20 protein-coding genes are annotated in these 22,069 nt (G+C 50.0%); 7 read left to right on the top strand and 13 right to left on the bottom strand.

Going from position 1 to position 22,069, the window contains the following annotated elements; genetic code table 11:
- Positions 1-513: 513 nt before the first annotated feature.
- Positions 514-2,961: an endopeptidase La gene (gene lon, locus ABEB26_RS04250; RefSeq protein ID WP_345720714.1), complete on the bottom strand. Its 2,448-nt coding sequence runs from the start codon at positions 2,959-2,961 to the stop codon at positions 514-516.
- 28 nt (positions 2,962-2,989) lie between these two features.
- On the bottom strand, positions 2,990-3,442 hold the full coding sequence (locus ABEB26_RS04255; RefSeq protein WP_345720715.1) for an Hsp20/alpha crystallin family protein: 453 nt from the start codon (positions 3,440-3,442) through the stop codon (positions 2,990-2,992).
- Between the two features lie 167 nt (positions 3,443-3,609).
- Between ABEB26_RS04255 and ABEB26_RS04260 the strand changes: the two genes are divergently transcribed.
- On the top strand, positions 3,610-4,392 hold the full coding sequence (locus ABEB26_RS04260; RefSeq protein WP_345720716.1) for a GNAT family N-acetyltransferase: 783 nt from the start codon (positions 3,610-3,612) through the stop codon (positions 4,390-4,392).
- Positions 4,389-5,204: a TIGR02452 family protein gene (locus tag ABEB26_RS04265; RefSeq protein ID WP_345720717.1), complete on the top strand. Its 816-nt coding sequence runs from the start codon at positions 4,389-4,391 to the stop codon at positions 5,202-5,204. Before ABEB26_RS04260 ends, ABEB26_RS04265 begins: the two co-directional genes overlap by 4 nt.
- Before the next feature lie 183 nt (positions 5,205-5,387).
- On the opposite strand, the gene ABEB26_RS04270 is transcribed toward ABEB26_RS04265, so the two are convergent.
- The 9 genes from ABEB26_RS04270 to ABEB26_RS04310 form a co-directional block, all read right to left on the bottom strand.
- Complete coding sequence (locus ABEB26_RS04270) at positions 5,388-5,960, bottom strand: hypothetical protein (RefSeq protein ID WP_345720718.1); 573 nt, start codon at positions 5,958-5,960, stop codon at positions 5,388-5,390.
- 75 nt (positions 5,961-6,035) lie between these two features.
- Positions 6,036-6,545 (bottom strand): hypothetical protein, encoded by a 510-nt coding sequence (locus ABEB26_RS04275; protein ID WP_345720720.1) that lies wholly within the window; start codon positions 6,543-6,545, stop codon positions 6,036-6,038.
- Positions 6,542-7,300: a class I SAM-dependent methyltransferase gene (locus tag ABEB26_RS04280; protein ID WP_345720721.1), complete on the bottom strand. Its 759-nt coding sequence runs from the start codon at positions 7,298-7,300 to the stop codon at positions 6,542-6,544. Before ABEB26_RS04280 ends, ABEB26_RS04275 begins: the two co-directional genes overlap by 4 nt.
- Before the next feature lie 72 nt (positions 7,301-7,372).
- Positions 7,373-8,545 (bottom strand): hypothetical protein, encoded by a 1,173-nt coding sequence (locus tag ABEB26_RS04285; protein WP_345720722.1) that lies wholly within the window; start codon positions 8,543-8,545, stop codon positions 7,373-7,375.
- 7 nt (positions 8,546-8,552) lie between these two features.
- On the bottom strand, positions 8,553-9,617 hold the full coding sequence (locus ABEB26_RS04290; protein WP_345720724.1) for a sortase: 1,065 nt from the start codon (positions 9,615-9,617) through the stop codon (positions 8,553-8,555).
- Between the two features lie 10 nt (positions 9,618-9,627).
- The gene (gene mvaD, locus ABEB26_RS04295; protein WP_345720725.1) at positions 9,628-10,632 is read right to left on the bottom strand and encodes a diphosphomevalonate decarboxylase; all 1,005 of its coding nucleotides are present in this window, start codon (positions 10,630-10,632) and stop codon (positions 9,628-9,630) included.
- Positions 10,633-10,695: 63 nt separating this feature from the next.
- A complete protein-coding gene (locus ABEB26_RS04300; protein ID WP_345720726.1) occupies positions 10,696-11,088 on the bottom strand; it encodes a hypothetical protein in 393 nt (130 codons plus the stop codon).
- 116 nt (positions 11,089-11,204) lie between these two features.
- On the bottom strand, positions 11,205-12,791 hold the full coding sequence (locus ABEB26_RS04305) for an adenylate/guanylate cyclase domain-containing protein (protein ID WP_345720728.1): 1,587 nt from the start codon (positions 12,789-12,791) through the stop codon (positions 11,205-11,207).
- Positions 12,792-12,928: 137 nt separating this feature from the next.
- Positions 12,929-13,396, bottom strand: coding sequence for a response regulator (locus tag ABEB26_RS04310; protein ID WP_012189158.1), 468 nt, complete (start codon positions 13,394-13,396; stop codon positions 12,929-12,931).
- Between the two features lie 444 nt (positions 13,397-13,840).
- Between ABEB26_RS04310 and ABEB26_RS04315 the strand changes: the two genes are divergently transcribed.
- Together ABEB26_RS04315 and ABEB26_RS04320 are read left to right on the top strand one after the other, a co-directional pair.
- The gene (locus ABEB26_RS04315) at positions 13,841-16,255 is read left to right on the top strand and encodes an ATP-binding protein (RefSeq protein ID WP_345720730.1); all 2,415 of its coding nucleotides are present in this window, start codon (positions 13,841-13,843) and stop codon (positions 16,253-16,255) included.
- A 159-nt stretch (positions 16,256-16,414) separates the two neighbouring features.
- A complete protein-coding gene (locus tag ABEB26_RS04320; RefSeq protein WP_345720731.1) occupies positions 16,415-18,328 on the top strand; it encodes a cellulose binding domain-containing protein in 1,914 nt (637 codons plus the stop codon).
- A 72-nt stretch (positions 18,329-18,400) separates the two neighbouring features.
- Here ABEB26_RS04320 and ABEB26_RS04325 read toward each other — a convergent pair whose 3' ends face one another.
- The gene (locus tag ABEB26_RS04325) at positions 18,401-18,988 is read right to left on the bottom strand and encodes a hypothetical protein (protein ID WP_345720732.1); all 588 of its coding nucleotides are present in this window, start codon (positions 18,986-18,988) and stop codon (positions 18,401-18,403) included.
- A gap of 206 nt (positions 18,989-19,194) precedes the next feature.
- On the opposite strand from ABEB26_RS04325, the gene ABEB26_RS04330 reads away from it, so the two are divergent.
- Together ABEB26_RS04330 and ABEB26_RS04335 are read left to right on the top strand one after the other, a co-directional pair.
- Entirely contained in the window at positions 19,195-19,482 is a 288-nt protein-coding gene (locus ABEB26_RS04330) for a PadR family transcriptional regulator (RefSeq protein ID WP_345721018.1), read from the top strand.
- Position 19,483: 1 nt separating this feature from the next.
- The gene (locus ABEB26_RS04335) at positions 19,484-20,494 is read left to right on the top strand and encodes an HAAS signaling domain-containing protein (RefSeq protein WP_345720734.1); all 1,011 of its coding nucleotides are present in this window, start codon (positions 19,484-19,486) and stop codon (positions 20,492-20,494) included.
- A gap of 52 nt (positions 20,495-20,546) precedes the next feature.
- On the opposite strand, the gene ABEB26_RS04340 is transcribed toward ABEB26_RS04335, so the two are convergent.
- Positions 20,547-21,500: a hypothetical protein gene (locus ABEB26_RS04340; RefSeq protein WP_345720735.1), complete on the bottom strand. Its 954-nt coding sequence runs from the start codon at positions 21,498-21,500 to the stop codon at positions 20,547-20,549.
- Between the two features lie 117 nt (positions 21,501-21,617).
- On the opposite strand from ABEB26_RS04340, the gene ABEB26_RS04345 reads away from it, so the two are divergent.
- Entirely contained in the window at positions 21,618-22,049 is a 432-nt protein-coding gene (locus ABEB26_RS04345; protein ID WP_345720736.1) for an NUDIX hydrolase, read from the top strand.
- The last annotated feature ends 20 nt before the right edge of the window (positions 22,050-22,069 follow it).

Here is a 22,069-nt window from a genome sequence, read left to right on the forward strand (position 1 = left end):
ATAAAAGTCCTAATCAGGATCAGACACAACATCTTATTGAGCAATCTGATATTCCGATATATAAGATGCGATCAGCATGCTTTTTTTCAGTGCTTAGAATAGAGTGGAACAAAATAGAATCCTACCAACTTCAGGAACCTTGTTAGCAGGATGTAGCTCATTTATAGGCTGGGAATACAAGAACAAATCAAAGATTAACATGAGGATTAACTACTTGAGCCAGATACATTTCGTTGCTATCCATTATGAAGGAGTAGTTGCTCTATTGGAGGGCTATATTACCTAAATTAGCCAAGATGTTACTATAGCTATGACAGTGATTAAGCGTGTAATAACGATCGTTTCAGCTCACATACCAAAGCAGTCTCCCTCTAGCACAAATTAACTATCCACATAACACAAGCACACAGCATAGATGTGGATACTGTGTGCTAGCGACAAATGGTATTTATATAAGTAAATCGATTCTGCTTTCTCTTCTAAATTAACAATCTTGTCATTTCATTACAGTATCTATTTAAGCAACACTTCAACATCTGATTGGAATAAGTTTGGCATCACCGCGGATTCAGGCACGCTGACTGGTGGTTCGCTGGCCTCAGCTCGCAAGGCTAGTTCAATCACTTGGCCAACATGCTCCACCCCATGGAATTGTACTTCAGCCAAGACATCTGCTGGAATTTCATCCAAATCGGCAATGTTGCGCTGCGGCAAAATAATCGTGCGAATGCCTGCGCGATGCGCTGCCAAGACTTTTTCGCGCACACCACCAATTGGCAAGACTTTACCGCGCAGGGTAATTTCGCCAGTCATCGCTACATCATCGCGTAACGCGCGGCCTGTCAGCAATGAAACTAAGGCCGTGGCCATGGCAATCCCCGCCGATGGGCCATCTTTGGGCTGAGCACCAGCCGGAACATGCACATGCAGATCGTAGTGCTGGGCAAAATTTGGATCGATGCCATAGGCTTCGACCTCAGCCCGCACCCAACTCAAGGCAGCCCGCGCCGATTCTTTCATCACATCGCCAAGCTGACCGCTCAAGGCAAAGTTGCCGCGTCCGCTCATTTTGGTCGCTTCGATAAAGATAATATCGCCGCCAACTGGAGTCCAAACCAAGCCCGTGACAATGCCAGGCCGATCGGTGCGCTCGTGAAGTTCTGAGAAGTAGCGGCGTTTGCCCAAATATTCGCGGGTTTTAGCTGGGTCGAGCACAATTGGAGTGGCTGAACCAAGCGCAACTTGGCGAGCTGCTTTGCGCATTAATGTGCCAATTTGTTGCTCCAAATTCCGCACCCCAGCCTCACGGGTATATTCTTCAATCGCTACCAATAAGGCTTCATGATCAATCTCAACCTCATGTGGCTCTAGGCTATGTTGCTCACGTTGTTCTGGCACCAAATAACGGCTGGCAATTTCATACTTTTCACGCATGGTATAGCTGCCAAGCTGAATAATCTCCAGCCGATCACGTAATGGCGCTGGGATGGTTTGCAGAGTATTCGCCGTTGCAATAAACATCACTGGCGATAAGTCCCAAGCCACATCTAAATAGTGGTCACGGAAATTGGTGTTTTGGGCTGGATCAAGTACCTCAAGCATGGCCGAGGTTGGGTCGCCGCGATGATCTGAACTCAATTTATCGATTTCGTCGAGCAAGACAACCGGATTGTTCACCCCACTCCGCCGAATTGCTTGGATCAAACTGCCAGGCATTGCGCCGATGTAGGTGCGGCGATGGCCGCGAATTTCAGCCTCGTCGTGCACACCACCCAACGACAAACGCACAAACTCGCGATTCATAGCTTTGGCAATCGAGCGGCCAAGGCTGGTTTTTCCCACGCCTGGAGGGCCAACGAAACACAGAATCGCCCCACGCCCAGGATCACGCTCAGGCGATCGTTTGCGGCGTAGTTCGCGCACTGCCAGGTAATCCAAAATGCGCTCTTTAATTTCGTCCAAGCCATAATGATCAGCATCGAGAACTTCGGTAGCCTGAGCCACATCAATCGTATCGTCACTGCGTTTTTGCCATGGCAAGGCAATTAGGGTTTCCAAGTAGCCGCGAATCACGCTATATTCAGCAGCAGCCGTTGGCATTTGGCGCAACCGATCAAGCTCGCGCATGGCTTGCTGATAAGCTTCGGCGCTCATGCCAGCCGCCTCAATTTGCTCGGCTAAACGATCAACTTCAACCTCTTGCTCGTTGTTTTCGCCCAACTCTTTGCGAATTGCTTTGAGTTGTTCGCGCAACACATATTCGCGCTGCGATTTACCCATTTCGTCTTGGACCTGTGATTGAATTTGCTGGCCAATTTGCAACACATTTAATTCGCGGGTCAGCACTTCGTTCAATTTGAGCAATTTTTGCTTGATGCTTGGTACAGCTAGCACTGTTTGGCGATCAGTCACACTCATGCGGGCATACGAAGCCACCAAATAGGCCAAACGCCGTGGATCTTCCTCGTTTAACACCGAATTCAACAATTCAGTTGGAAATTGCGGAATCAAGGGGGCAATTTGGCTGGCAATTGTGGCGATCGAACGCATCAACGCTGTTACTTCAAGCTGCTCGTTCTCAGCAAGCGCATCGGGCACAACTCGAATTTTGGCGCGATAATAGGGTTCGGTTTGAATAATTTCAACAATCTCAATGCGCTCAAGCACCTGCATCGCCACCCGTAGCGTGCCATCGGGCAATTTCATCAATTTATGCACAACCGCAGCGCTGCCAAGCTGATAAAAATCCTCAGGTTGGACAGGGCTAGGCCGTTCATCCTCATTTTTCAGCGCCATCAAACCGACAATCCGCTGACCAGCCATCAGATCATCGATCAAACGGATCGATTCTGGCTGACCAATTGCCAACGGCATAACCGTGTGAGGATAGGCAACAGTTCCCAATAACGGCAAAATCGCGATTTCATCTGGAATCGTGGTCGTTCGTTCAACTTCTGACATACAAAACCCCTTTTAGCCCCAATATAGCTTAGACGTTGGTTTGTTCAATCGAGATCCGCCGTGGTTCGGTTTGGGCTGGATCACGCTTGGGCAGTGCGATCAGCAACATTCCATCATCGTAACGAGCGCTAATTGCTGCTTCGTCAATTGGCGCACGAATCGCAAACTCTAGCTCAAAATGGCCATAATTAATTCCCAATTCGTGGATATGCACGCCGTGGTTGGGGCAATGCTCCTCGCGCTGGCCACTGACATACAAGACCCTATCGTGCAAGGTCACTTCGATTGCTGCGTCGCGCATGCCTGCCAACTCGACCTTGATCACAAATTGCTCGGCATACTCATGGACATCGGCGTGTGGTCGCCAAATCAAGGCGCGGGCACTGCTGCTCCGCGGCCATGGAGTTTGCCAATCGCGTTCAAAGGCACTACCTTGGGTGTGGAGGCGCGGCAATTGGCGCACCACAAGAAACTTAGCCATCGAATTTGAACCTCCACTAAAAAAAACTGCTAGAAAAAGCATAGCACTACTCCATTAACAGCGTAGTGACGCTGCGTTGGTAAAGTGTTAATCTTGTAATCCCATCGTGAAGGTCTATAATTCATGCAGCGGCAGACCTTCATCGCACACAAAGGACAGGCATTTTCATGACTTGGCAGGTTGATTTCACACCTTCAGACCACACCTTGCACGACTTACTGCGCCAAAATCGCCTTGAATCAGCCTATGCATTGGGAGATTTACAGCCACCCTTCCGCGAACGCTCACAATTCAGCTTGGCCCAACATGGCTCAAACTGGGCGATTTTGCTCTGGTATCGCACCAGCACCTTTACTGCATTATTGCCTTTTGGTGCTGCCGATGGGATTAAAGCGATTCTCGAAACCCAAAGTAGTTGGCCCAAAGCTTGCATTGTGGCTAATATGAATGATCACTATCGCCAAGTTTTAGGTCAACGCTATCGCTTCAGCAACGAACAACCAATGATTCGAATTGCAATCGAAGCTGGTCAACTACAAGCTCAGCCCAATGGCACGCAAATCGAGCAACTTGAAGATCAACATCTGGGTGAGCTTTCGGCCTTTTACACCATGAACGACGTACCAACCTTTAGCCCAGATCAATTACATAACGGGTTATACTATGGCGTGCGACGGCATGGAGCCTTGGTAGCGGTTGGCGGAACTCATCTAATCAATCAACGCGATCAACTTGCGACGATTGGCAATGTCTATACCGATCCAGCGTTGCGCGGCAATGGCTATGTGCGCACGATCATCGCCAAACTAACCCAAAGTTTGTTTGATCAAGGCTGCACGAGTATCATTCACGATGTCAAAAGCAACGATTTTGCCACACGCCAAATCTATGAGCCGCTTGGCTATCGTCAAGTTGGCAGTTTTTGGGAAGGAACCGCACGTTTACGATGAAACGCGAAGAACGTAAAGGTATTGCGCAACGCACCCTCGACGCACTAGCCGAGGGTAGCTATGTTAATCAAGCAGGGCAATCAGTCGATATTCGGGCTGCGCAACATGCCGCTGAACAAGCCAGTACAATCATCTGGCCTGATACAGCCTTGGCCGCAAACCGCAGTGCCAGCCAACAACCACGCATCAGCGTGTGTGCAGCAACGACACTAGCAACTGCTCAAACCCATGCTCAAACAGGTCAACGGGTTGCAATCTTAAATTTCGCCTCGGCCAAAAATCCAGGTGGTGGTTTTTTAGGTGGCAGCCAAGCCCAAGAGGAGAGTATCGCCCGTTCGTCGGGCTTATATCCATGTTTAACCCGTTGTAGCGAATTTTATCGCTTTCATAAGCAGCAAAATAATCTACTGTATTCCGATGCGCTGATTTGGTCGCCGCAAGTGCCAGTGCTCTGCGATGATGCGGGCAATTGGCTTGATCAGCCATATTTGGTCGATGTAATTACGGTGGCTGCGGTCAATGCGGGGGCGATTCGCCAAAATCGTACAGGCCAAAGTAGCGAGGTTGAGCCAGCCATGCACCAACGAATGCAACGACTGCTAGCATTTTGCGCTACCCAACCAATCGAACGCTTAATTTTAGGAGCTTGGGGCTGTGGGGTGTTCGGCAACGATCCAACAATGATCGCTAGTTTGTTCAAACAGGTCATTGGGCAACAAGCATGGCCATTTACCCAGATTGATTTTGCGATTTACGACCCAAGCCCACGCCGCACCACGGTCGCACTCTTTGTTGATATTTTTAAAGATTAACTAGCACTCTTCGGCGGTATACCGGAAAAATAAACTCAAAAGCCCCTCGCCCGCCGCAGTGGGCGAGGGGTTGGGGTGAGGGATAATCAATCTTGGTTTGAGCAGTTCGATGAGGAGCGAGCAAAGTGGTTACGCCAAACGCGCAACAGGCTAGCATCAAACGACTCAATCAAGGGCAATAGGTTAAAGTTCCGTCCAGCGGATATCAAAAACACAATAGGCATGGCCATCGCGCATACAGGGTTCGTGAGTGATTCGAACATCACGCGCCCCCAAGCCTTGCAAAACCCCTTCCATCGCCGCCTGCTCAAACATACAATTGTAGGGTTGTTGAACTTCGACCCGCGCATGATAGGCGGCAACAATCGTTGTACGCCATTCACCGCTCGCACCACGGGTTGCTGTGCGCCAAACATCGGGCATTGCTACCAACATCGAGGTTGGGGTATTTAGCCCCATCTCGCGAAACTGAACTGCTAGCGAATAATAAATACCACGACCAATTTCCATCATCAAGGCTGGATCACGATCCTCAAAATAGTTAATCATGGTTTCGAAAAGTTGACCATGATACCATTTTTCAGGATTAAGTTGATCGAGCACATTCAGGATTTCCGGCGGGCATTCATCGGCAGCAACCATCCCTAACATTAAATAGGCGCTACCTAAACTTAATGGTGCACCCTCGCGGTGATTAATTCCAGGATCAGCAAATTCTTCCACCGCTAATGGTGCTGATCGCGCAAAGCGATACACATGCCCTCCTTTGCAAAATAACACCTAGCTGGACACATTCAACCTTTCCCCACAACCAATCAGGCTATTGTCACGCTATTCTTGGCGGGGGTCAGGTAAAAGTTCATCACGAATTTGGACTTGATCGCCAACAATTGTGACAGGCAACTCACCTAGGCGCAACCGCCGACTCTCGCTAATTAATAATCCTCGTTCATCATACACCCGATCTGAGCATTGATCACGGTAGGTTTGATTCGATTGTTCATACAGCACAATACAACCGCTTAAACTGTCCCAGGCCAAGAAGACGCGCCATTGATCAGTGCTCACACGAGTAACTAACAATGCATCATCACTAACCTCGGGGCGGCTCGCAATCGTTTCCGAGGCATTCAATTGTTTAACCGACACTTGGATAGTCTGACCAATAGGAAATTGGCTGACTGGGCCAATACTATATTCACGTGGTGGCGGGCTGATGATATAGACAAACAACGCCCCACAAAACAGGGTTGCCAAGCTCATCACCACCATCAACAAACGGGTGGCCCGTTTGCGCGAACGCTCAATTCGCTCAATTTCATAAGGATCAAGCATGCTCATTGGGAAATTCCTCGTGCCACAATCAACATTCGTTCCGCTTCGCTGGTGTATGGGTCAAGCTCATACGAACCATAGACTGCCTGCAATTCAAAGCCACAACGGGCCAGCAGATGTTCGGCCTCGTAACGATAAAGCCAACGCATACCAAAGGGCAGCACACAGCGCCGCACTTGGCCATCGGGCTGAATTTCATCGTAACAGAATTGCACCTGTTGATGCTGCGCGGCTAAATCAACGCTGCGATAGACAAATTTTTGCACCAAATTGCCATTGCTGGCGTGAAAGCTTTTATCAAGCACCATCAAACCATCAATGGCACTAAGTTGGCTTGGCTCAGGATTAAATAAATCGAGCAGCAACAACCCATTGGGTTTGAGATGGCGATGGATACAGCGCAAAGCAGCGATTTGGGCTTGGGTGGTTTCCAAATGCATAAACGAATTAATCGCCACAAACGCCATCCCAAACTGCTGCTCAAGATCGAAATTGGTGGCATCGGCAACCACAAACTCAAGCTGCTCAGCTACGTTTGCCGCTAATGCAGCAGCTTGAGCACATTTGATCATGGCTGGAGCAATATCGATGCCTACCACCTTTAGTTTAGCCTGAGCCAGTGGAATTGCCGCCCGCCCAGTGCCGCACATCACTTCTAAAACACTGCCACCAGCCATACGGGCATGTTCACGGTAGAACACCAGATCATCCTGAAAATCGCCATAATCGGCATCGTAGTAGGGTACAAACTGATCAAACATCCAAGTTCCTTACATAGCAACGCCATGGTTGTGCAAACACCGCGCAGCGAACCATGGCATTACCGAGTTAATTTAGCGTAATGTAATTGTTTTAGAAATTCCGCCGTTGGTTGGTCGCCAGACCAACTTGATCGACTGAAACTCGCCTGTATTGGTTCGCGCAACCACTGTGCCTGCGTGGCTAGCATTCGCTGGAATGGTGAGCGTATTGAGCAAGGGTGAGTTTGAAGCAATGGGGAAAGCCCCAAGGTTGGTCTGAATGGTAAAATCGGCAGCGCGAAAGGTTAATGATTGATTGGAAGGATTTTGCAATACGAGATTAATCGTCACCTGCTTACCATCGCTGGCAATCACCATTTCACCAATCGTCAAGAAATAACTGCGCGATTCATGGACACTACCACTCACCACAGGCTGGACTGGTTGTGGTTGAGTTGGTGGTTGGCCTGAATCAGTTACTATCTGAACTACTGGAGTCGGTAGATTTGGATTCAAGCCAAGCAAGGCCTCGCTGGTCGCTCGCTCACTGGCACTAATATCATTGTTACCGCGAGAACCACCAAGCCGTCCAGCCAAAGCCGAACGCACTAGATTGAACCCCCCAACCAGCAATACCAAAAGAATAGCAGAAATTATCAATTCACTTCTGGTGGGCAGCACTGAGCGTTTTTTCGGGCCTTTGGCAATCGCTGGGCGCAACGAACCAACCAGATCGTTGCTATAGTTCACGACGTTTTCTGGCTCAGGCGTTGGCTTGGTTTCGACAGCCGTTGCTTGGGTTGGCGGAACTTCAGCCTGGTGAGTTGGGAGCGACGTAGATAGTGAAACGGCTCCCGCGCTCAACTCTTGACTGATCGCTGGAGCTGGCGAGCTTGCTTCGAAACTTGGACGTGGTTGCAACAAACCAGCATTGCCTGCAGCACGGGCTGGCGGCGGCGAAAAACTAGCTTTAGCCGGAGCCGCCGTACCAGTTTGGCCCAAATTAGCAAAGTCAATCTGGGTCGGCTTAAGCAGATCAAGCCCGCGTTTAGCGGCAGCATTGGCTGGATTAATTGCCAAAACTTGCTGTAAGGCCGCGATTTTCTCGCTGTTGGTCGCTTCTACCGCGCTCAGCCAGAGCCACGCTTGCTCATTGTAGGGGTCGGCAGTAATGGCCTGACGCAGCAGCAGCCGCGCCTCGGCATGGTTACCAGAGCGGGCGGCCTGCACGCCTTGTTGAATTAATTGTTGAACAGTTGATGACATACAACTCCTACGGTTGGGGCTTCGCACGCACAATCAGGCGATGCGAATACACACCGATCGGCACACAGGTGATTAGGGTAACCGTTTCTTCAGCGGTTGGCTCCATTACCCATGTTTGGTCGGGGGTCACAGTACTTATGTCAGTTACTTGGTAGCGGTGTTCTACCCCGTCAACAGTCAGGATCAAGCGATCGCCGATGACTGCATTTGGTAACTGACTGAAGATAATACCATGATAGCCGACATGCCCTGCTAGTACTATATTCCCAGCCGTCGTTGGAAAGCCTGCGACTGGCCAATAATGCGCCGCAGCATCGGTCGGCACATCCCACGCCCCCAACGAAAAACCTGCTTCAACAATCTTACTATCAAGCCCAATTCGTGGCATGCTGATGCGAGTTGGTCGCAAAGCCTGCCACGCCACCTCAGCATCATTAACCTTGCGGGTAGCCCATTCTGGCGCAGCCTTAGTTGCATTCAAATATTGGCGACCTAAATGGCCCAACGACACTTGATAGGCTGCTGGCAATTCAGGGTGATATTCAAAGCGTGTGCGCTCGAAATATTGCACCGTATAAATTTGGCCATCTTGTTGATTGCGCTCGAGAAATTCTTCCGATAACGGATAGCCAAAAGCTTGCAAACCACCGTTGCGCTCCCAATACTGGCGAAATAGCCCGCCTAAGGTATGCCCAGACTCAGGAAAGAAGATTTGTCCAGGATAGGCGGCTTCGCTGCGCGGCGTGAAGGCGGGATGTTTGGCTGAGCCTTCAGCTGCCCAACGCCCCAAATGACCCGCCAACGTCCAGCCAATGGTTGCATGCCACTCTAGCCGCGCCCGCTCAAAATACTGCACTGGACGACCATTTTCAACAAACACCTCAGTAATTGGATAACCAAAAATTGGCAAGCCCCCATTGCGCTCCCAAAATAGCCGAAAATTATAGGCCAAACTATGGCCAGTTTCGGCGAAGTAGCGCGGCTGGCCCGCCGCAGTTTCGGCTGAGCCAATGCTTATCGTGGCTAACAACAGGCCAACAATCACCAAGTATGCTCGTAGTCGTCGCAGCATCGGCACACCTTTACCCTACTAAACGCGCTTCGGGGCCAGCACCATTAACGATCGTCCACTGGACTGCATCCAACTCGCAGAGGCGTGCCTCAACTTCGGGAGCATCTTTGGCTTCGCAAATCACATGCACATTCGGGCCAGCATCAATTGTCCAATAGCTTTGTAAATTGTCTTGAGCACGCCAGCGCTGCACTGCTTGCATCACCGCTAAAGTACCAGGCAACCAATACATGGTTGATGGTTGAGCAGTCATGGCAATCACGTGCATCGACATGGCATCAGCTTCCGAGGCCCGCCCCAAGCGCTCAATATCGCGTTCGAGAATACCTTGGCGCACATCGGCCAAACGTTGTTCAATCCCTTCCAAGCGCACTGGAAAATAGGGACTGGTCGTGGCAACACTATGGCCACTAGTTGAGGCTACATGCTTGGCTTCAGTGCTAATCACCGCCACAATATCGACCAAATTCCAGTGCTCAGGTGGGGCAATTTGGGCTGCATACGAGCCAGCATGCGTGCCATCGTTGTACCATTCAACAAAGCCAGCCGGAATCGAGCGGCAGGCCGAACCCGAGCCAGAGAGCCGCGTCAAGCGCGATAATTCAGCTTCATCAAGCTCTAAACGAAAGGCCGAAGTCGCAGCCCGAGTTAGCGCCGCAAAGGCCGCCGCCGACGAAGCGATACCAGCATCAGAAGGGAAATTATTGCGCGAACGCACTTCAACCCGCTCGGCAACCCCAGCCAATTGACGCAAACGCTCAATCTGCTGAATCACCCGCTCAAATTGCCGACCTTTGGCCTGAACTTCTTCGCCGCCGCTTAAGGCTAGCCACACGCTATCTTCCACGGCTTCGGGCAAACATTGTACGGTTGTCTCGGTTAGACAGCCATCAAGATTCATGGAGATCGAGCCATTGGTTGGAAGCGTCAGTTGCGAGTCGTGCTGGCCCCAATACTTGATAAACGCAATGTTGGCACAAGCCACTGCCGTTGCCGCATGCGAAAGCTGTTTCATACCGTTCCTCACGTACAAATAAACAAATTCAGTAGTCGTATTGTAGCAGATCCGTAGGCTAAATTAGGCTGGTGTGCAGACCACACAGCCTTGTTCAGTCAGATGTTGGGCTGGTAGCCAGCGCTGGCATTGTTCGCAACAACCACTTAATTTAATTGGTTCAATGCTGGTCGTGGGCAGTTGAGTCAAGCCCAAGGCAGTGCGTAATTCTTCATACTCACGCGCCGCCACCAACACCGCCCGATCAACCCGTTCGCCGCTAAATTCGAGGGTCAGCACCATTCCAGCCAACAAATTATGGCGCTCAGGAATGTTCTCCAAGGCTTTGGCATCGATCACCAATGGTCGCCAATCGTTGTGATCAGCAATCGCCATAACATCGAGGGTTACGGTATCGCCGCCAAAAAAACCGCCATAATTATGAACTTCGCTCACTTCGAAAAGCTCAGACATCATTGTCCTCAACTAAAATGTAGGCTCCGTCACTCCTAGCCCCCTCTCCCACTGCGACGGGAGAGGGAGTTCCAATTTCGATAGATGGTTCCACCCTCGCTCGCTTGCGGGAGAGGGGGCTAGGGGGTGAGGGAACGCACCGCTTCAATACTATAGGCTTGGACCAACTGCGAAATATGGCGTAAACTCAACGGAGCCACGGGTACAGCTTGCACTTCTTCGCGCACTGCATCGTAAGTGGCTTGGCTGACTAAGATTTGATTGGGCAAAGCCGCACTACACAAACGCGCCGCCAAATTCATATCCGAGCCAATCGCGGTATAGTTCATCATTTGCGATGAGCCAATGTTGCCTACAACCACTTCGCCCGAGGCAATCCCGATGCCAATTGCCACCGCTGGCAAGCCTTGATTCTGCCATTCAAGCATCAATTCAGTATGCCGCGCTTGCATCAACAGGCCAGTTTGCACCGCCAGCAACGGGTGTTGCTCATAGGGCAAGGGCGCACCAAAAAAGGCCACAATTTCATCGCCGACAAATTTATCGACCGTGCCACCAGCATTGCGAATAATCGTGGTCATGGCCGAGAGATGTTCGTTGAGCATGCGAGCGACTACATCAGCTGGCAACTGCTCGGAAACTGTGGTAAAGCCGCGCATATCCGAAAAAAGCATCGATAATTGTTGGCGATGCACATTCAGATAATCGTTGCCAGGCGTGCGCAACATCAAATCGACCACATCGGGGCTGACATAGCGGGCAAAGGTTTCACGAATATGGCGTTGTTGACGATCTTCAAACAAGGCCGTATCCATTTGCGAAGCGATTGCATTCAACATTTTAACTTCGTGAATGCTAAAACCCCGTGTGCCTGGTGGATTGGCCCCACCAAAAACCCCAATAATTTGATTTTTCAAAATCAAAGGCACGCCGATATAGGCTCCAATTGTTTGATCGATCTGTTCGCGGCGCACCAATTTGCCTTGATCGACGGTTTGCCGCGCTAAATTGCGCAAGACTTGCGACACTTCAGTGCACGGGTCGGCCACGTCAGCATGCGAAGCAGCACGAAATTCAAGCTCATGCTCCTCGGCGGTATAGAGCATAATAAAGCTCCAAGCAGCGCCAATCGTCTCGGAGAGCAAACCCAAAGCCGCGCCTAAACCCTGCTCGAAATCGGGTGTCGCATCAATCAAACGATCCAAGCGATAAATCGTTTCGAGTTCGCGGTTGCGCGATTGCACTTGTTGGAATAAGCGCAAGCCTGCCATGGCCGAATCGATTTGTGAACACATGGCATCCATCAAGCGTCGATCATCAGCCGACCAATGGTGATCAGCCGAGCCAAGCACCAGCACACCCAATCGCTCACCTTTAACCGAGAGCGAACGCACAATTATTTCTGAATCGCCCTCTTGCAAGGCTGAGGTTTCGCCGCCAGCCAAAGCATTGGTCAGGGCCAACATCAAACTAGCAGCATCATTTGGTCGCCAGCGCTCGATCGTAATATTTTGGGCGGGGCAATCTTCCAAATCAAGGGTGATCAATTGCAGCAAATCGGGCTGTAATACTCCACGAATAATTGCGGCACAGCCAGTTAAAAAGGTTTCGGTGGAGTCAGTTGTATCGCGGAGAGCATCGAGATCGTAAATCGCCCGTAGCTCTCGATGGCATAACGAGAGTTCATGCTTTAGTTGTTCGGGCATACGCGCAGCACCTCCTTGAGCCAGCAAAAACGTGGATTAACAACGCCAGTATAGCATGAACTGCTAGCTGCGAAATAGCACAAAAAAGGGCGACAGCACCACACTGTCACCCCTTGAAACCCAATACCTATGCAGTTTTAGTTGACATCCCAGACGATTTCGCCACGCAAGACACGGGCAATTTGTTCAGGGAAGTTCTTGACTGAAATCGGCTTAGCAATAAAGCCATCGAAGCCCGAAACCCGAGCGCGTTCAGCTTCATCACGTGAACCATTAGCAGTCATAGCCACAATTTTGGTGCGCTTAAGCTCAGGCAAGGCCCGCAACTTTTGAAACACAATATGACCATTTTCACGGGGGATGCGAATATCCAGCAGAATTAGGTCGAGAAAGCTCAATGTAGGGTTTTGACGTACTTGCGGCGAGTTTAACCAACTGAAGAAGGCATCTCCTGACGGACGAGCGTTGCAGTAGGCAACACCGATCTGCTCGCGCAGAATCCGTAACGTCAAATTCATGCTGTCAACGTTATCTTCGATTACCATCACTTTTGCACGGCTTGCGACGACGATAGGCGAAGCGCTCGGTCGAACAACCGGATACATGGACTTTCTCCAAAACGAACACAATAACCCTTACTACGCAGCAGCCGTCGATGCACGGTTGGTTATCGCTCGTGACATTGCTCGATAACAGTCATCCTAGAGGCTAGTCCTTTTGGGTCATCGAGCTAGTACCCAAAGAACTGTTGTATTGTACTTGAATTTCGACGCTCAAATATCAAGTTTTGGTTAAGAAATTGCGCCAACAAATGAGCATCTGCTCATCCAAAACGAGTGCTTGTAGCAGAGCAAACGACAGGTTATGCTGGCATTGGTGCTGGCTCTGCGGCTGCTTTCCCATTGGAACTATGAGCCAACATTGCAGCAACACAATTGCCTGATTTGTGTTGCTAGTGTACCGTATAGCTCAGGATGTCGCCCATCCACTGTTAACCTGATTTCGCAACCAAGCCAGGTGCAACCCATCCCAAGGAGTCGCTTGCGTTTATGCCAGAAGCACGATCATTTGGTCAACAATTGCGCGACTATCGCCATCAACGTCAACTTACCCAAGCAGCTTTGGCCGAGGAAGTTGGCTGCGCGGTCGAGAGTATTCGCAAAATGGAGGCCAATCGCCAGCGGCCATCACGCAGTTTGGCCGCTCGTTTAGCCAAGATTTTGCAGTTATCAGCTGAGCAAAGCCAGATTTTTTGTGCCCAAGCTCGTGTGGTTGGCACTGCTGAGGTCAATTCAGCGCCAAAACCAAGCGGCTTGCCATTAACTGCCACCAAGCTGATCAATCGCCAAACTGAGCTTGCCACGCTGCAAACCTATCTCAACGCAGAGCATATTCGCATGATCACCCTGACTGGGCCAGGTGGTGTGGGTAAAACTCGCCTCGCGCTGCAAATTGCTCAACACAGCCACAAGCATTTCCCTGATGGGGTGTATTTTGTCGATTTGGCGCAAGCTAGCAACGTGGCAGATATTGGTTTAGCCCTCAGCCAAACACTCAATCTGCCCAGTAGCAAATATGCTTGGCAACACCACATTCAATTGCACTATCAACAAGCCCGCATCCTGTTGATTCTCGATAATGTAGAGCAATTGGTCAGTGCCGCCGAGCATTTTCGTGGTTTGCTTGACCATACCACCAACCTCAAATTGCTGTTGACCAGTCGCACACTGTTGCATTGCGCTGGCGAATATGCGATTCCGCTGACACCGTTGAGCTTGCCAACCGCCGATGCCAAGCTCAACGAGCTCAAAACCAACCCCGCTGTGCAACTTTTTGTCCAACGAGCGCAAACGCTTAACCCGCAATTTGCCCTGACCAACCACAATGCCGAAGCAATCAAACAGATTTGTTGGCAGGTCGATGGCTTGCCCTTGGCCTTAGAATTGGCGGCAGCTCGTACCCGTTTGCTCACGCCTGAAGCCTTAGTGGCCTATTTACAACCACCCTTGGCCTTGCTCAGCACCAATGATCCGACTGCGCCAGCCCGCCACCAAAGTATGCACAACGCAATTAATTGGAGCTATCAGCAAATTTCGCCCAAGCAACAACAGCTTTTGCGCCAATTAGCAATCTTTCAAGCAGGCTGCACCCTTGATGCGATTCAGGCAATTGTGCCAAACAATAATCAGCTTGATCTGCTAGAGCAATTAGCCAGCTTAATTGACCATAGTTTGCTCAACATGCAAGCTGAAGCTGAACAGCCCCAACGTTTTAGCATGCTCAGCTTGATTCATGAATTTGCGGCCCAGCAATTAGCTGAACAAGCCGAATTTCCTAAACTTGCGCAACGGCATCTCAATTATTATGTCATGTACTGTGAATCGCTTAGCCAGCAACTTTTCGCGGCACGGCAAGCGCTTTTGCCGGAGCGCGAGAATATTCGGGCAGCAATTAACTGGGCGATCAGCACCCAGAATTGGGTTGCAGCCAGCAGTTGCATCTTGCCCTTAGCTGAATTTTGGTATCGTTATGGGGCAGCCGAGGAGCTACAAATGTGGCTAGCTTGGCTTAGCAGCCAACCAATTGATTCAGCAACTCAAGCTCGTTGCAACGAAATGCAGGGCTATATTGCGGCCTTTCTGCAAAGCCAATATCGCGATGGACAGGCTTGGTATCAACAAGCTTTGGCCCAACATCAAGCCCTACAACAACCTGCGGCCATCGCCGACAATCTCGCTAAATTGGGCGAAATTGCTATGGAGCAAGGCCATTATGCCCAAGCGCTTGAGCACTATCGCCACGCTTGTAGCATTCATGAACAGCTTGGCGACCAAGCTTCGGTCTTCGCCATGCACGATTGCCAAGCAATGGTCTTGCTGCGCCAAGGTCAATTTGGCCATGCTCAACAGCTTTTACAACAAAGCTTAGATTATTGGCAGCAACAACAGATTTTGCCCAGCCTTGCATTTAGCCTGAATTACCTTGGCATGATTGCTTTTTATCAGCTGCGTTTGAGCAAAGCCCAACAGGCCCATGAGCAAGCCTTGGCAATTTGGCAAACCCTCGATGATCAACGTGGGATCGCCTCGGCTTTGAATGCATTAGCGCCAGTGTTATTGCACCAGAACCAAATTGCTGCTGCACTCACAGCAATCAAGCAAAGTTTGCACATTCGCTGGAGTTTGCACGATTACGATGGCCTCGCTTGGAATTTAGAGCGTTTTGGTGAAATTTTGAGCAAAACAGATCAAGCTGAATTGGCGCTGCAATGCTGGAGCAAGGCCAAGCAACTGCGCGATGAGCTAGCCTTGCCACTCTTTGAGGCCGAGCAAAAACGCTTACAAATCCACATCAAGCAAGCTAAGCAACAATTAACCTCAGCTCAGGCGCAACAGCTGTGGTTTAGTAGCCAAAACGTGGCTTTAGCGCAATTGATTCAGACATTGCTTGGACTAACTCCTTAAATTTCTTTAAAAATACCCCGCTTTTACCCCAGTTTTCACCCTTCTGTTGGTGGGCAGGTTTTGGTCTAATAGGCTTGCTAGTCAACGAAGGAGGTCATGCGCCCAACAAGCCAAGCGAAAACTGCGCGATTCAAACCGCAATCTAGTACGGGGTACAGTATGAAAGTTTATAAGCCAATGCTCAAACTCATTGCAGCTTTTTTGGTCTTTTTACCGCTCGTTACCAGTGCTGCCAGCAGCACCGAGCACTTTAATCAACCAATCAGTAATTCCAGTATGTTTAGCTGGTACACCAACTCCAGCACCGCCACGGGCACGGCCAACATCAGCGATAGCCAAGCCCAAGATGGCAAAATTCTGCGGCTTTCGATTGCTGCTGGCCAAACTGCCTATCCAGGCCAAGGCTCGAACTTGGTTTCGCGCCAAATGTATCATTATGGCACGTATGAAGCTCGCATGAAAACTGCCAACTGCGCCAGCGATGAAGGCGTGATCAACGGCTTCTTTACCTATTTCAATGATGGCAGCGATAGCAATGGCAACGGCTTGCCCGATAACAGCGAAATCGATTTTGAATGGCTCTGCGCCGAACCTCAATCAATCTTGATGACGATCTGGACTGATTACAACGATCCAACCGCGATCAGTCGGCGGGTCTATCGCAAGGTCAATTTGGCAACTGGCACGATCGAATATACCCGCTACGCCACAACCTTCGGCGATAGCTATACCGATTTGTCGAATAGCCCCACTGAAAATCAACCAACGGCAGTACAAGCAATTCCAGGTTACAATTCAGCCACTAGCTACTACGAATATGGCTTCAATTGGACGGCCAGCAATGTCACCTTGTGGGTGGTGAATCCGAGCAACGGCCAAAAAATTGTGCTCTGGGATTATCGTGGGCCAAGCGCACGGATTCCCAAAAATCCGGCGGCCTTTATGGTCAATTTGTGGCATCACCCCAATTGGACTCCCGAATGCTGTGCGAACGCCACCAATCCACCACGCGCCACCCGTTCGATGGATGTTGATTGGTTACGTTTCACACCGCAAAGCGACATCCCAAGTGATACGACCGCGCCAAGTGCACCCAGCAACTTGCAAGCACCCAGCAAAACCCACAACAGCGTGAATTTAAGCTGGAACGCCGCGACCGATAATGTTGGCGTGGTGGGCTACGATATTTATCAAAATGGCGGGGCCAATCCAGTTGCCAGCACCAGCAGCACCAACATCACGATCAGCGGGCTGAATCCCAGCACTGCCTATAGTTTCGCGGTCAAGGCACGTGATGCCGCTGGCAACCGCTCAGCCAGCAGCAACAGCCTGAGCGTCACCACCAACAATCAGCCAACCACGGGCAACGGTTTACAAGCCACTTTCGTCAAAACCTCAGATTGGGGCAATGGATACGTGGGAGTCTATCGGATTACCAATAATGGTAGCAGTGCCGTCGATGGCTGGACGCTTGGCTTTGATTTACCGAGCAATGCCACGATTTCAAGCTGGTGGGATGCGACTCAAGCCAAGAGCGGCAACCGCTATACCGCTGGCAATCTCGCATGGAACCGCCGCATCGAGGTTGACCAAACTCGCGAATTTGGCTTCAGCGGAAGCTACAGCGGCGCATGGGTCAATCCCAGCAACTGCACGATCAACGGCCAAGCCTGTAGTGGCGGCACAACCAGCAGCAACGTGGCGCTTGGTCGGCCAGTCCAAGTTTCCTCAGTCGAAACCAGCGCTTTGGGCGGAGCCAACGCCACCGATGGCAACAGCGCCACCCGTTGGGCCAGCAGCTACAGCGATCCCCAATGGATTCAAGTTGATTTGGGCAGCAGCAAAAGCTTGACCAGAGTTGTGTTGAATTGGGAAGCAGCCTACGCGCGGGCCTATCAAGTGCAAGTCTCCGATGATGCGAGTACATGGCGCACCCTGAGCACTGTCAGCAACGGCGATGGCGGCAGCGATACGCTCAATCTCACTGGCAGTGGGCGCTATTTGCGAATTTACGCAACCCAACGTGGCACCGAATGGGGCTACTCATTATGGGAAATCGCCGCCTATAACTAGGGAGCGTCTGGCAACAACTCCCACGTTCAATCCCCTAGCTCTGATGTGGGCTAGGGGATTTTTGATTTAACGTTATTCCTGATCGTTGGAAGTATCAAGCTCAGTCGAAATATTGCACAGTAGCAAAACCTCGCTACGCTTAACCCGCCGCCGATGCCGCGGATTTGGTGCAACTTCGGCATTGGCCATATATTCACGCAGTTTACCGCTAGCAATCAAGCGTAACACGCGTTGCGTTGCCACATTACTGCCAACCAGCGGCGCATCGGGATACAGCAAGCGGGCGGCCTCAGTAATCGTAATTAAATCATCGGCATCAAGCCATGCCAGCACCGCCCCACAGACCACTCCAATCCCAGGCTGTGTCCAAAATTCGGCAGGAATAACCGGTTCAACACTCAAGGGAGCCTGCCACAAAAGACTACAAACATCATTAAGCACGCCTTTAATTTCAAAATAACGAGCAACCCCAGCACTCTCGCGCTCAATTTCGCCATTGGCAACCGCCACGAGCAAGCTCAGTTCTTGCTCCAAAAGGCCAGCTTCCGCTCCCGAATTACCTACCACCCCACCCCACCAGAGATGTTCAGCCAAACGCTGCTGTTGCTGCATGACAGCGGCCAGTGTAGTTTGCACAATCGTTACTTGATCAAATTGCATGCGCTATCCTCGATAATTATCAATATACGTATATTACATCAATATACGTATATTATCAAGTAAAGATCGATTAGCAAACTTGAAATTTTGCTATATTTAACTATTGACAATACTGTGCAATACACAGTATTATAAGAACCATGATAATACAAGCAAAAGAACAAGAGGGATACGAAAAGTTATCCCAAGAATTACGGCGGGGAGTGGTGATATTGGCGGCGCTAAGCCAGCTGCAAACGCCCCAATATGGCTACTCGCTGATTGATCGCCTAGCGGAACGCGGCTTTAGCATCGACCAAGGCACGCTTTACCCACTCTTGCGGCGCTTGGAAAGCCAAGGCTTTTTGGACAGTATGTGGAATGTCGAAGGCTCACGGCCACGCCGCTACTATGTGATTAATGAAGCAGGTCGCACCCTGCTAGGCCAATTGAGCCACGATTGGCAAAGCCTAGCCGAAGTTATGCAACGCTTATTAACTAATGAAGGAGCTTGAGATGGAACTAATTGAACGCTATCTTGCAGCAGTTGGCAATTATTTACCAGCCAAACAACGCAACGATATTTTGGATGAGCTACGTTCTTCGATCTACGATAGCCTTGAGCGCAACGATCAAGCGCTCAACGATGAGGCGGCAGTAGTCGCAACCCTGCAAGCGCTGGGTGAGCCAGCCAAGGTAGCCGCTGCTTATGGTAACAACCAACAATATTTAATCAGCCCAGCGATGTTTCCGCAATTTCGAGCAGTGGTATTGCTGGTATTTAGCATTATTATCGTCAGCCAGCTTGGGTTAGCATTGCTGGCAACGATCGGCAATTATCGTTTGAATATTGTGCAAGTTGCTTGGAGCGCCATCAGCAATCTGCCTGCAACCTTTGGCCTGATTGTCGCGATTTTCTGGGGTGTGCAAAAGCTTGAAATTGAGGCTGAAACTGAGCCGAAAAAACCGTTTGATCCACGCAAATTGCCAGCAATTACGCCCGCCAACGAGAAAATTAGCCGCAGCTCACAGCTGATTGGGATTGCAGTTCAGGTTATTTTGCTGGGCTGGCTGATGCAATTTCAGGCCGAGGGTGGCTTTCGTTGGGTTGATGGCAGTGGCTTGTTTGAAAACCCAGTGATTAGCCAATATTTTGCCTTGGTGGTGGTTGCCAGCATTTTCAATATAGTGGTTGACTTGATTGTGATGTGGCGCGGAGTTTGGCAAACCAGCACCCGCATCGCCTCACTAGCCGCCAGTGGCTTTAGTTTGATTGTGTTGTTTGTGTTAATTCGCGGCCATGCTGAGTGGCTGACCAACGCAGGCTATCCCAGTTCATTACGTCAACTCAGCCGCCTTGGCGAGCTGATTCGCGAAAATAACCCGGCAATTGGCATGAGTTCGTTCTATTATGGCTTGTCAATCACGGCCTTTTTCGTGATTATCGACGCAGGCTACACCGCCTACAAACTATACCAAGAACGCAGCCAAGCCAAACTTCCCAACGATCTTATCGCTACCGTGTAAAAAAGCTCTGATTTGGCAGGAGTTAATCGTGATTAACTCCTGCCAAATCGTTTTAATTGACAGGCTTCGTTGCCAAGCGAGTACGTCGCTGCGCCCACCAACTTTGCGGCCAATTAGCATAACAAAGATGAATCAGCATTACCAAAGGCAAAATCCAAGCCCAACGCAGGGTAAATTCTGGCTCAATCGGTTTAAATAACATCCACCCATACGAGAGCACAATCGTCCACCACTTGGGATAAAACAAAATCAACACAATATAGGTATAAGTGCCAAAAAAGGGCGAGGCCAACGCCATCATCACAATGCTCAAGAGCACGCGCAGTTCGCGATCCTTAAATAAGAAGGGAATCCAAATAAATGGCAAAGCAAAGCGCCAAGTATCGCCCGCTGCTAACCGCCAAACATGCGGTGGCAAAGTTTGGGTATTACTCAACCAACGGATTGGCCAATCGATGCCAAACACCAAAAAACTCAGCAGTAACATGAGCGTCGGTGGAATTAACATTCGCCATAGATGGGAGAATTTCGGGCCAATAATTAAACCAACAATCACTAAAGCCGTTACTTGCGGCTTAATTGCCAATAAACAAATGCCCAATCCATGCAGCCATGGATTTTCTGATTTCAGAATCAAATATAAACCAAGGCATAGAAAAATATCAACTTGGCCCAAAGAATATTGACCAATCATCGAAAATGAAATAATAACTAATGGGGTAATCTCCATTCGATAAATTAGCCAAAACATCGTAGCAAATACCATAATGCTCCATAATGGCATTGCCCAGTTGTTATCTGGCAAGATCATGAGTGGTGCAAAAATCCAACGCGCATAATAAGGATTAAAGCCACAATTATCACATCCTTTGGCAAAAGGCATATAATATTTATATAGATCTTCACCAAACCTTGGGGTATACAATGACATAGCCGATAGAACAACGGCAACAATAATCACTATAATCCAAGAAATTCGCTTAATGTCGATCGATGCTTGTGCCATACGCTTACTCCTCTAGTCGGATAGATGCTTCATAATACCAAAAAAGTCGCTGAGTCAGGTTGTGCAAAAGCTATGGCATAATCAAGCCGAGATCATGTTGCCAATGGGGGAATCCGAATGTCGCGCAGGTATCCGAGCCAACCATTAATTGGTGTAGCTGTGATGGTTTGGCACAATCAACGAGTGCTTTTAGTCCAACGAGCCAAGGAGCCATTGGCTGGCCAGTGGAGCGTTCCAGGTGGGGCAATCGAGTTGGGCGAAACAGTCGAGGCTGCTGCCCGCCGCGAAATTCGCGAAGAATGTAACGTCGAAATCAGCCAGCCACGCTTGATCACCGCTGTCGATGTGATTAATCGTGATCAAGCTAATCAGGTGCAATATCATTATGTCTTGTTGGAGATGCAGGCCGAGTGGCTCAGTGGCGAACCCCAAGCCGGCGATGATGCACTCGCGATTGGTTGGTTTGGGGTTGAAGATCTGGCAGGCCTCGATATTCACTCTGAAACCCGTTTGTTGGTGGAAACTGTCGCAGCCCAACGCCTCGATTAAATTCACCCCCCCGTTGAGCT

Source organism: Herpetosiphon gulosus, from assembly GCF_039545135.1.
Taxonomy (GTDB): Bacteria; Chloroflexota; Chloroflexia; order Chloroflexales; family Herpetosiphonaceae; genus Herpetosiphon; species Herpetosiphon gulosus.

Excerpts from the sequence above, each read along its gene's own strand:
- lon (WP_345720714.1), bottom strand. The coding sequence starts at position 2,961 with ATGTCAGAAGTTGAACGAACGACCACGATTCCAGATGAAATCGCGATT.
- ABEB26_RS04255 (WP_345720715.1), bottom strand. The coding sequence starts at position 3,442 with ATGGCTAAGTTTCTTGTGGTGCGCCAATTGCCGCGCCTCCACACCCAA.
- ABEB26_RS04260 (WP_345720716.1), top strand. The coding sequence starts at position 3,610 with ATGACTTGGCAGGTTGATTTCACACCTTCAGACCACACCTTGCACGAC.
- ABEB26_RS04265 (WP_345720717.1), top strand. The coding sequence starts at position 4,389 with ATGAAACGCGAAGAACGTAAAGGTATTGCGCAACGCACCCTCGACGCA.
- ABEB26_RS04275 (WP_345720720.1), bottom strand. The coding sequence starts at position 6,545 with ATGAGCATGCTTGATCCTTATGAAATTGAGCGAATTGAGCGTTCGCGC.
- ABEB26_RS04280 (WP_345720721.1), bottom strand. The coding sequence starts at position 7,300 with ATGTTTGATCAGTTTGTACCCTACTACGATGCCGATTATGGCGATTTT.
- ABEB26_RS04285 (WP_345720722.1), bottom strand. The coding sequence starts at position 8,545 with ATGTCATCAACTGTTCAACAATTAATTCAACAAGGCGTGCAGGCCGCC.
- ABEB26_RS04290 (WP_345720724.1), bottom strand. The coding sequence starts at position 9,617 with ATGCTGCGACGACTACGAGCATACTTGGTGATTGTTGGCCTGTTGTTA.
- mvaD (WP_345720725.1), bottom strand. The coding sequence starts at position 10,632 with ATGAAACAGCTTTCGCATGCGGCAACGGCAGTGGCTTGTGCCAACATT.
- ABEB26_RS04300 (WP_345720726.1), bottom strand. The coding sequence starts at position 11,088 with ATGATGTCTGAGCTTTTCGAAGTGAGCGAAGTTCATAATTATGGCGGT.
- ABEB26_RS04305 (WP_345720728.1), bottom strand. The coding sequence starts at position 12,791 with ATGCCCGAACAACTAAAGCATGAACTCTCGTTATGCCATCGAGAGCTA.
- ABEB26_RS04310 (WP_012189158.1), bottom strand. The coding sequence starts at position 13,396 with ATGTATCCGGTTGTTCGACCGAGCGCTTCGCCTATCGTCGTCGCAAGC.
- ABEB26_RS04315 (WP_345720730.1), top strand. The coding sequence starts at position 13,841 with ATGCCAGAAGCACGATCATTTGGTCAACAATTGCGCGACTATCGCCAT.
- ABEB26_RS04320 (WP_345720731.1), top strand. The coding sequence starts at position 16,415 with ATGAAAGTTTATAAGCCAATGCTCAAACTCATTGCAGCTTTTTTGGTC.
- ABEB26_RS04325 (WP_345720732.1), bottom strand. The coding sequence starts at position 18,988 with ATGCAATTTGATCAAGTAACGATTGTGCAAACTACACTGGCCGCTGTC.
- ABEB26_RS04335 (WP_345720734.1), top strand. The coding sequence starts at position 19,484 with ATGGAACTAATTGAACGCTATCTTGCAGCAGTTGGCAATTATTTACCA.
- ABEB26_RS04340 (WP_345720735.1), bottom strand. The coding sequence starts at position 21,500 with ATGGCACAAGCATCGATCGACATTAAGCGAATTTCTTGGATTATAGTG.
- ABEB26_RS04345 (WP_345720736.1), top strand. The coding sequence starts at position 21,618 with ATGTCGCGCAGGTATCCGAGCCAACCATTAATTGGTGTAGCTGTGATG.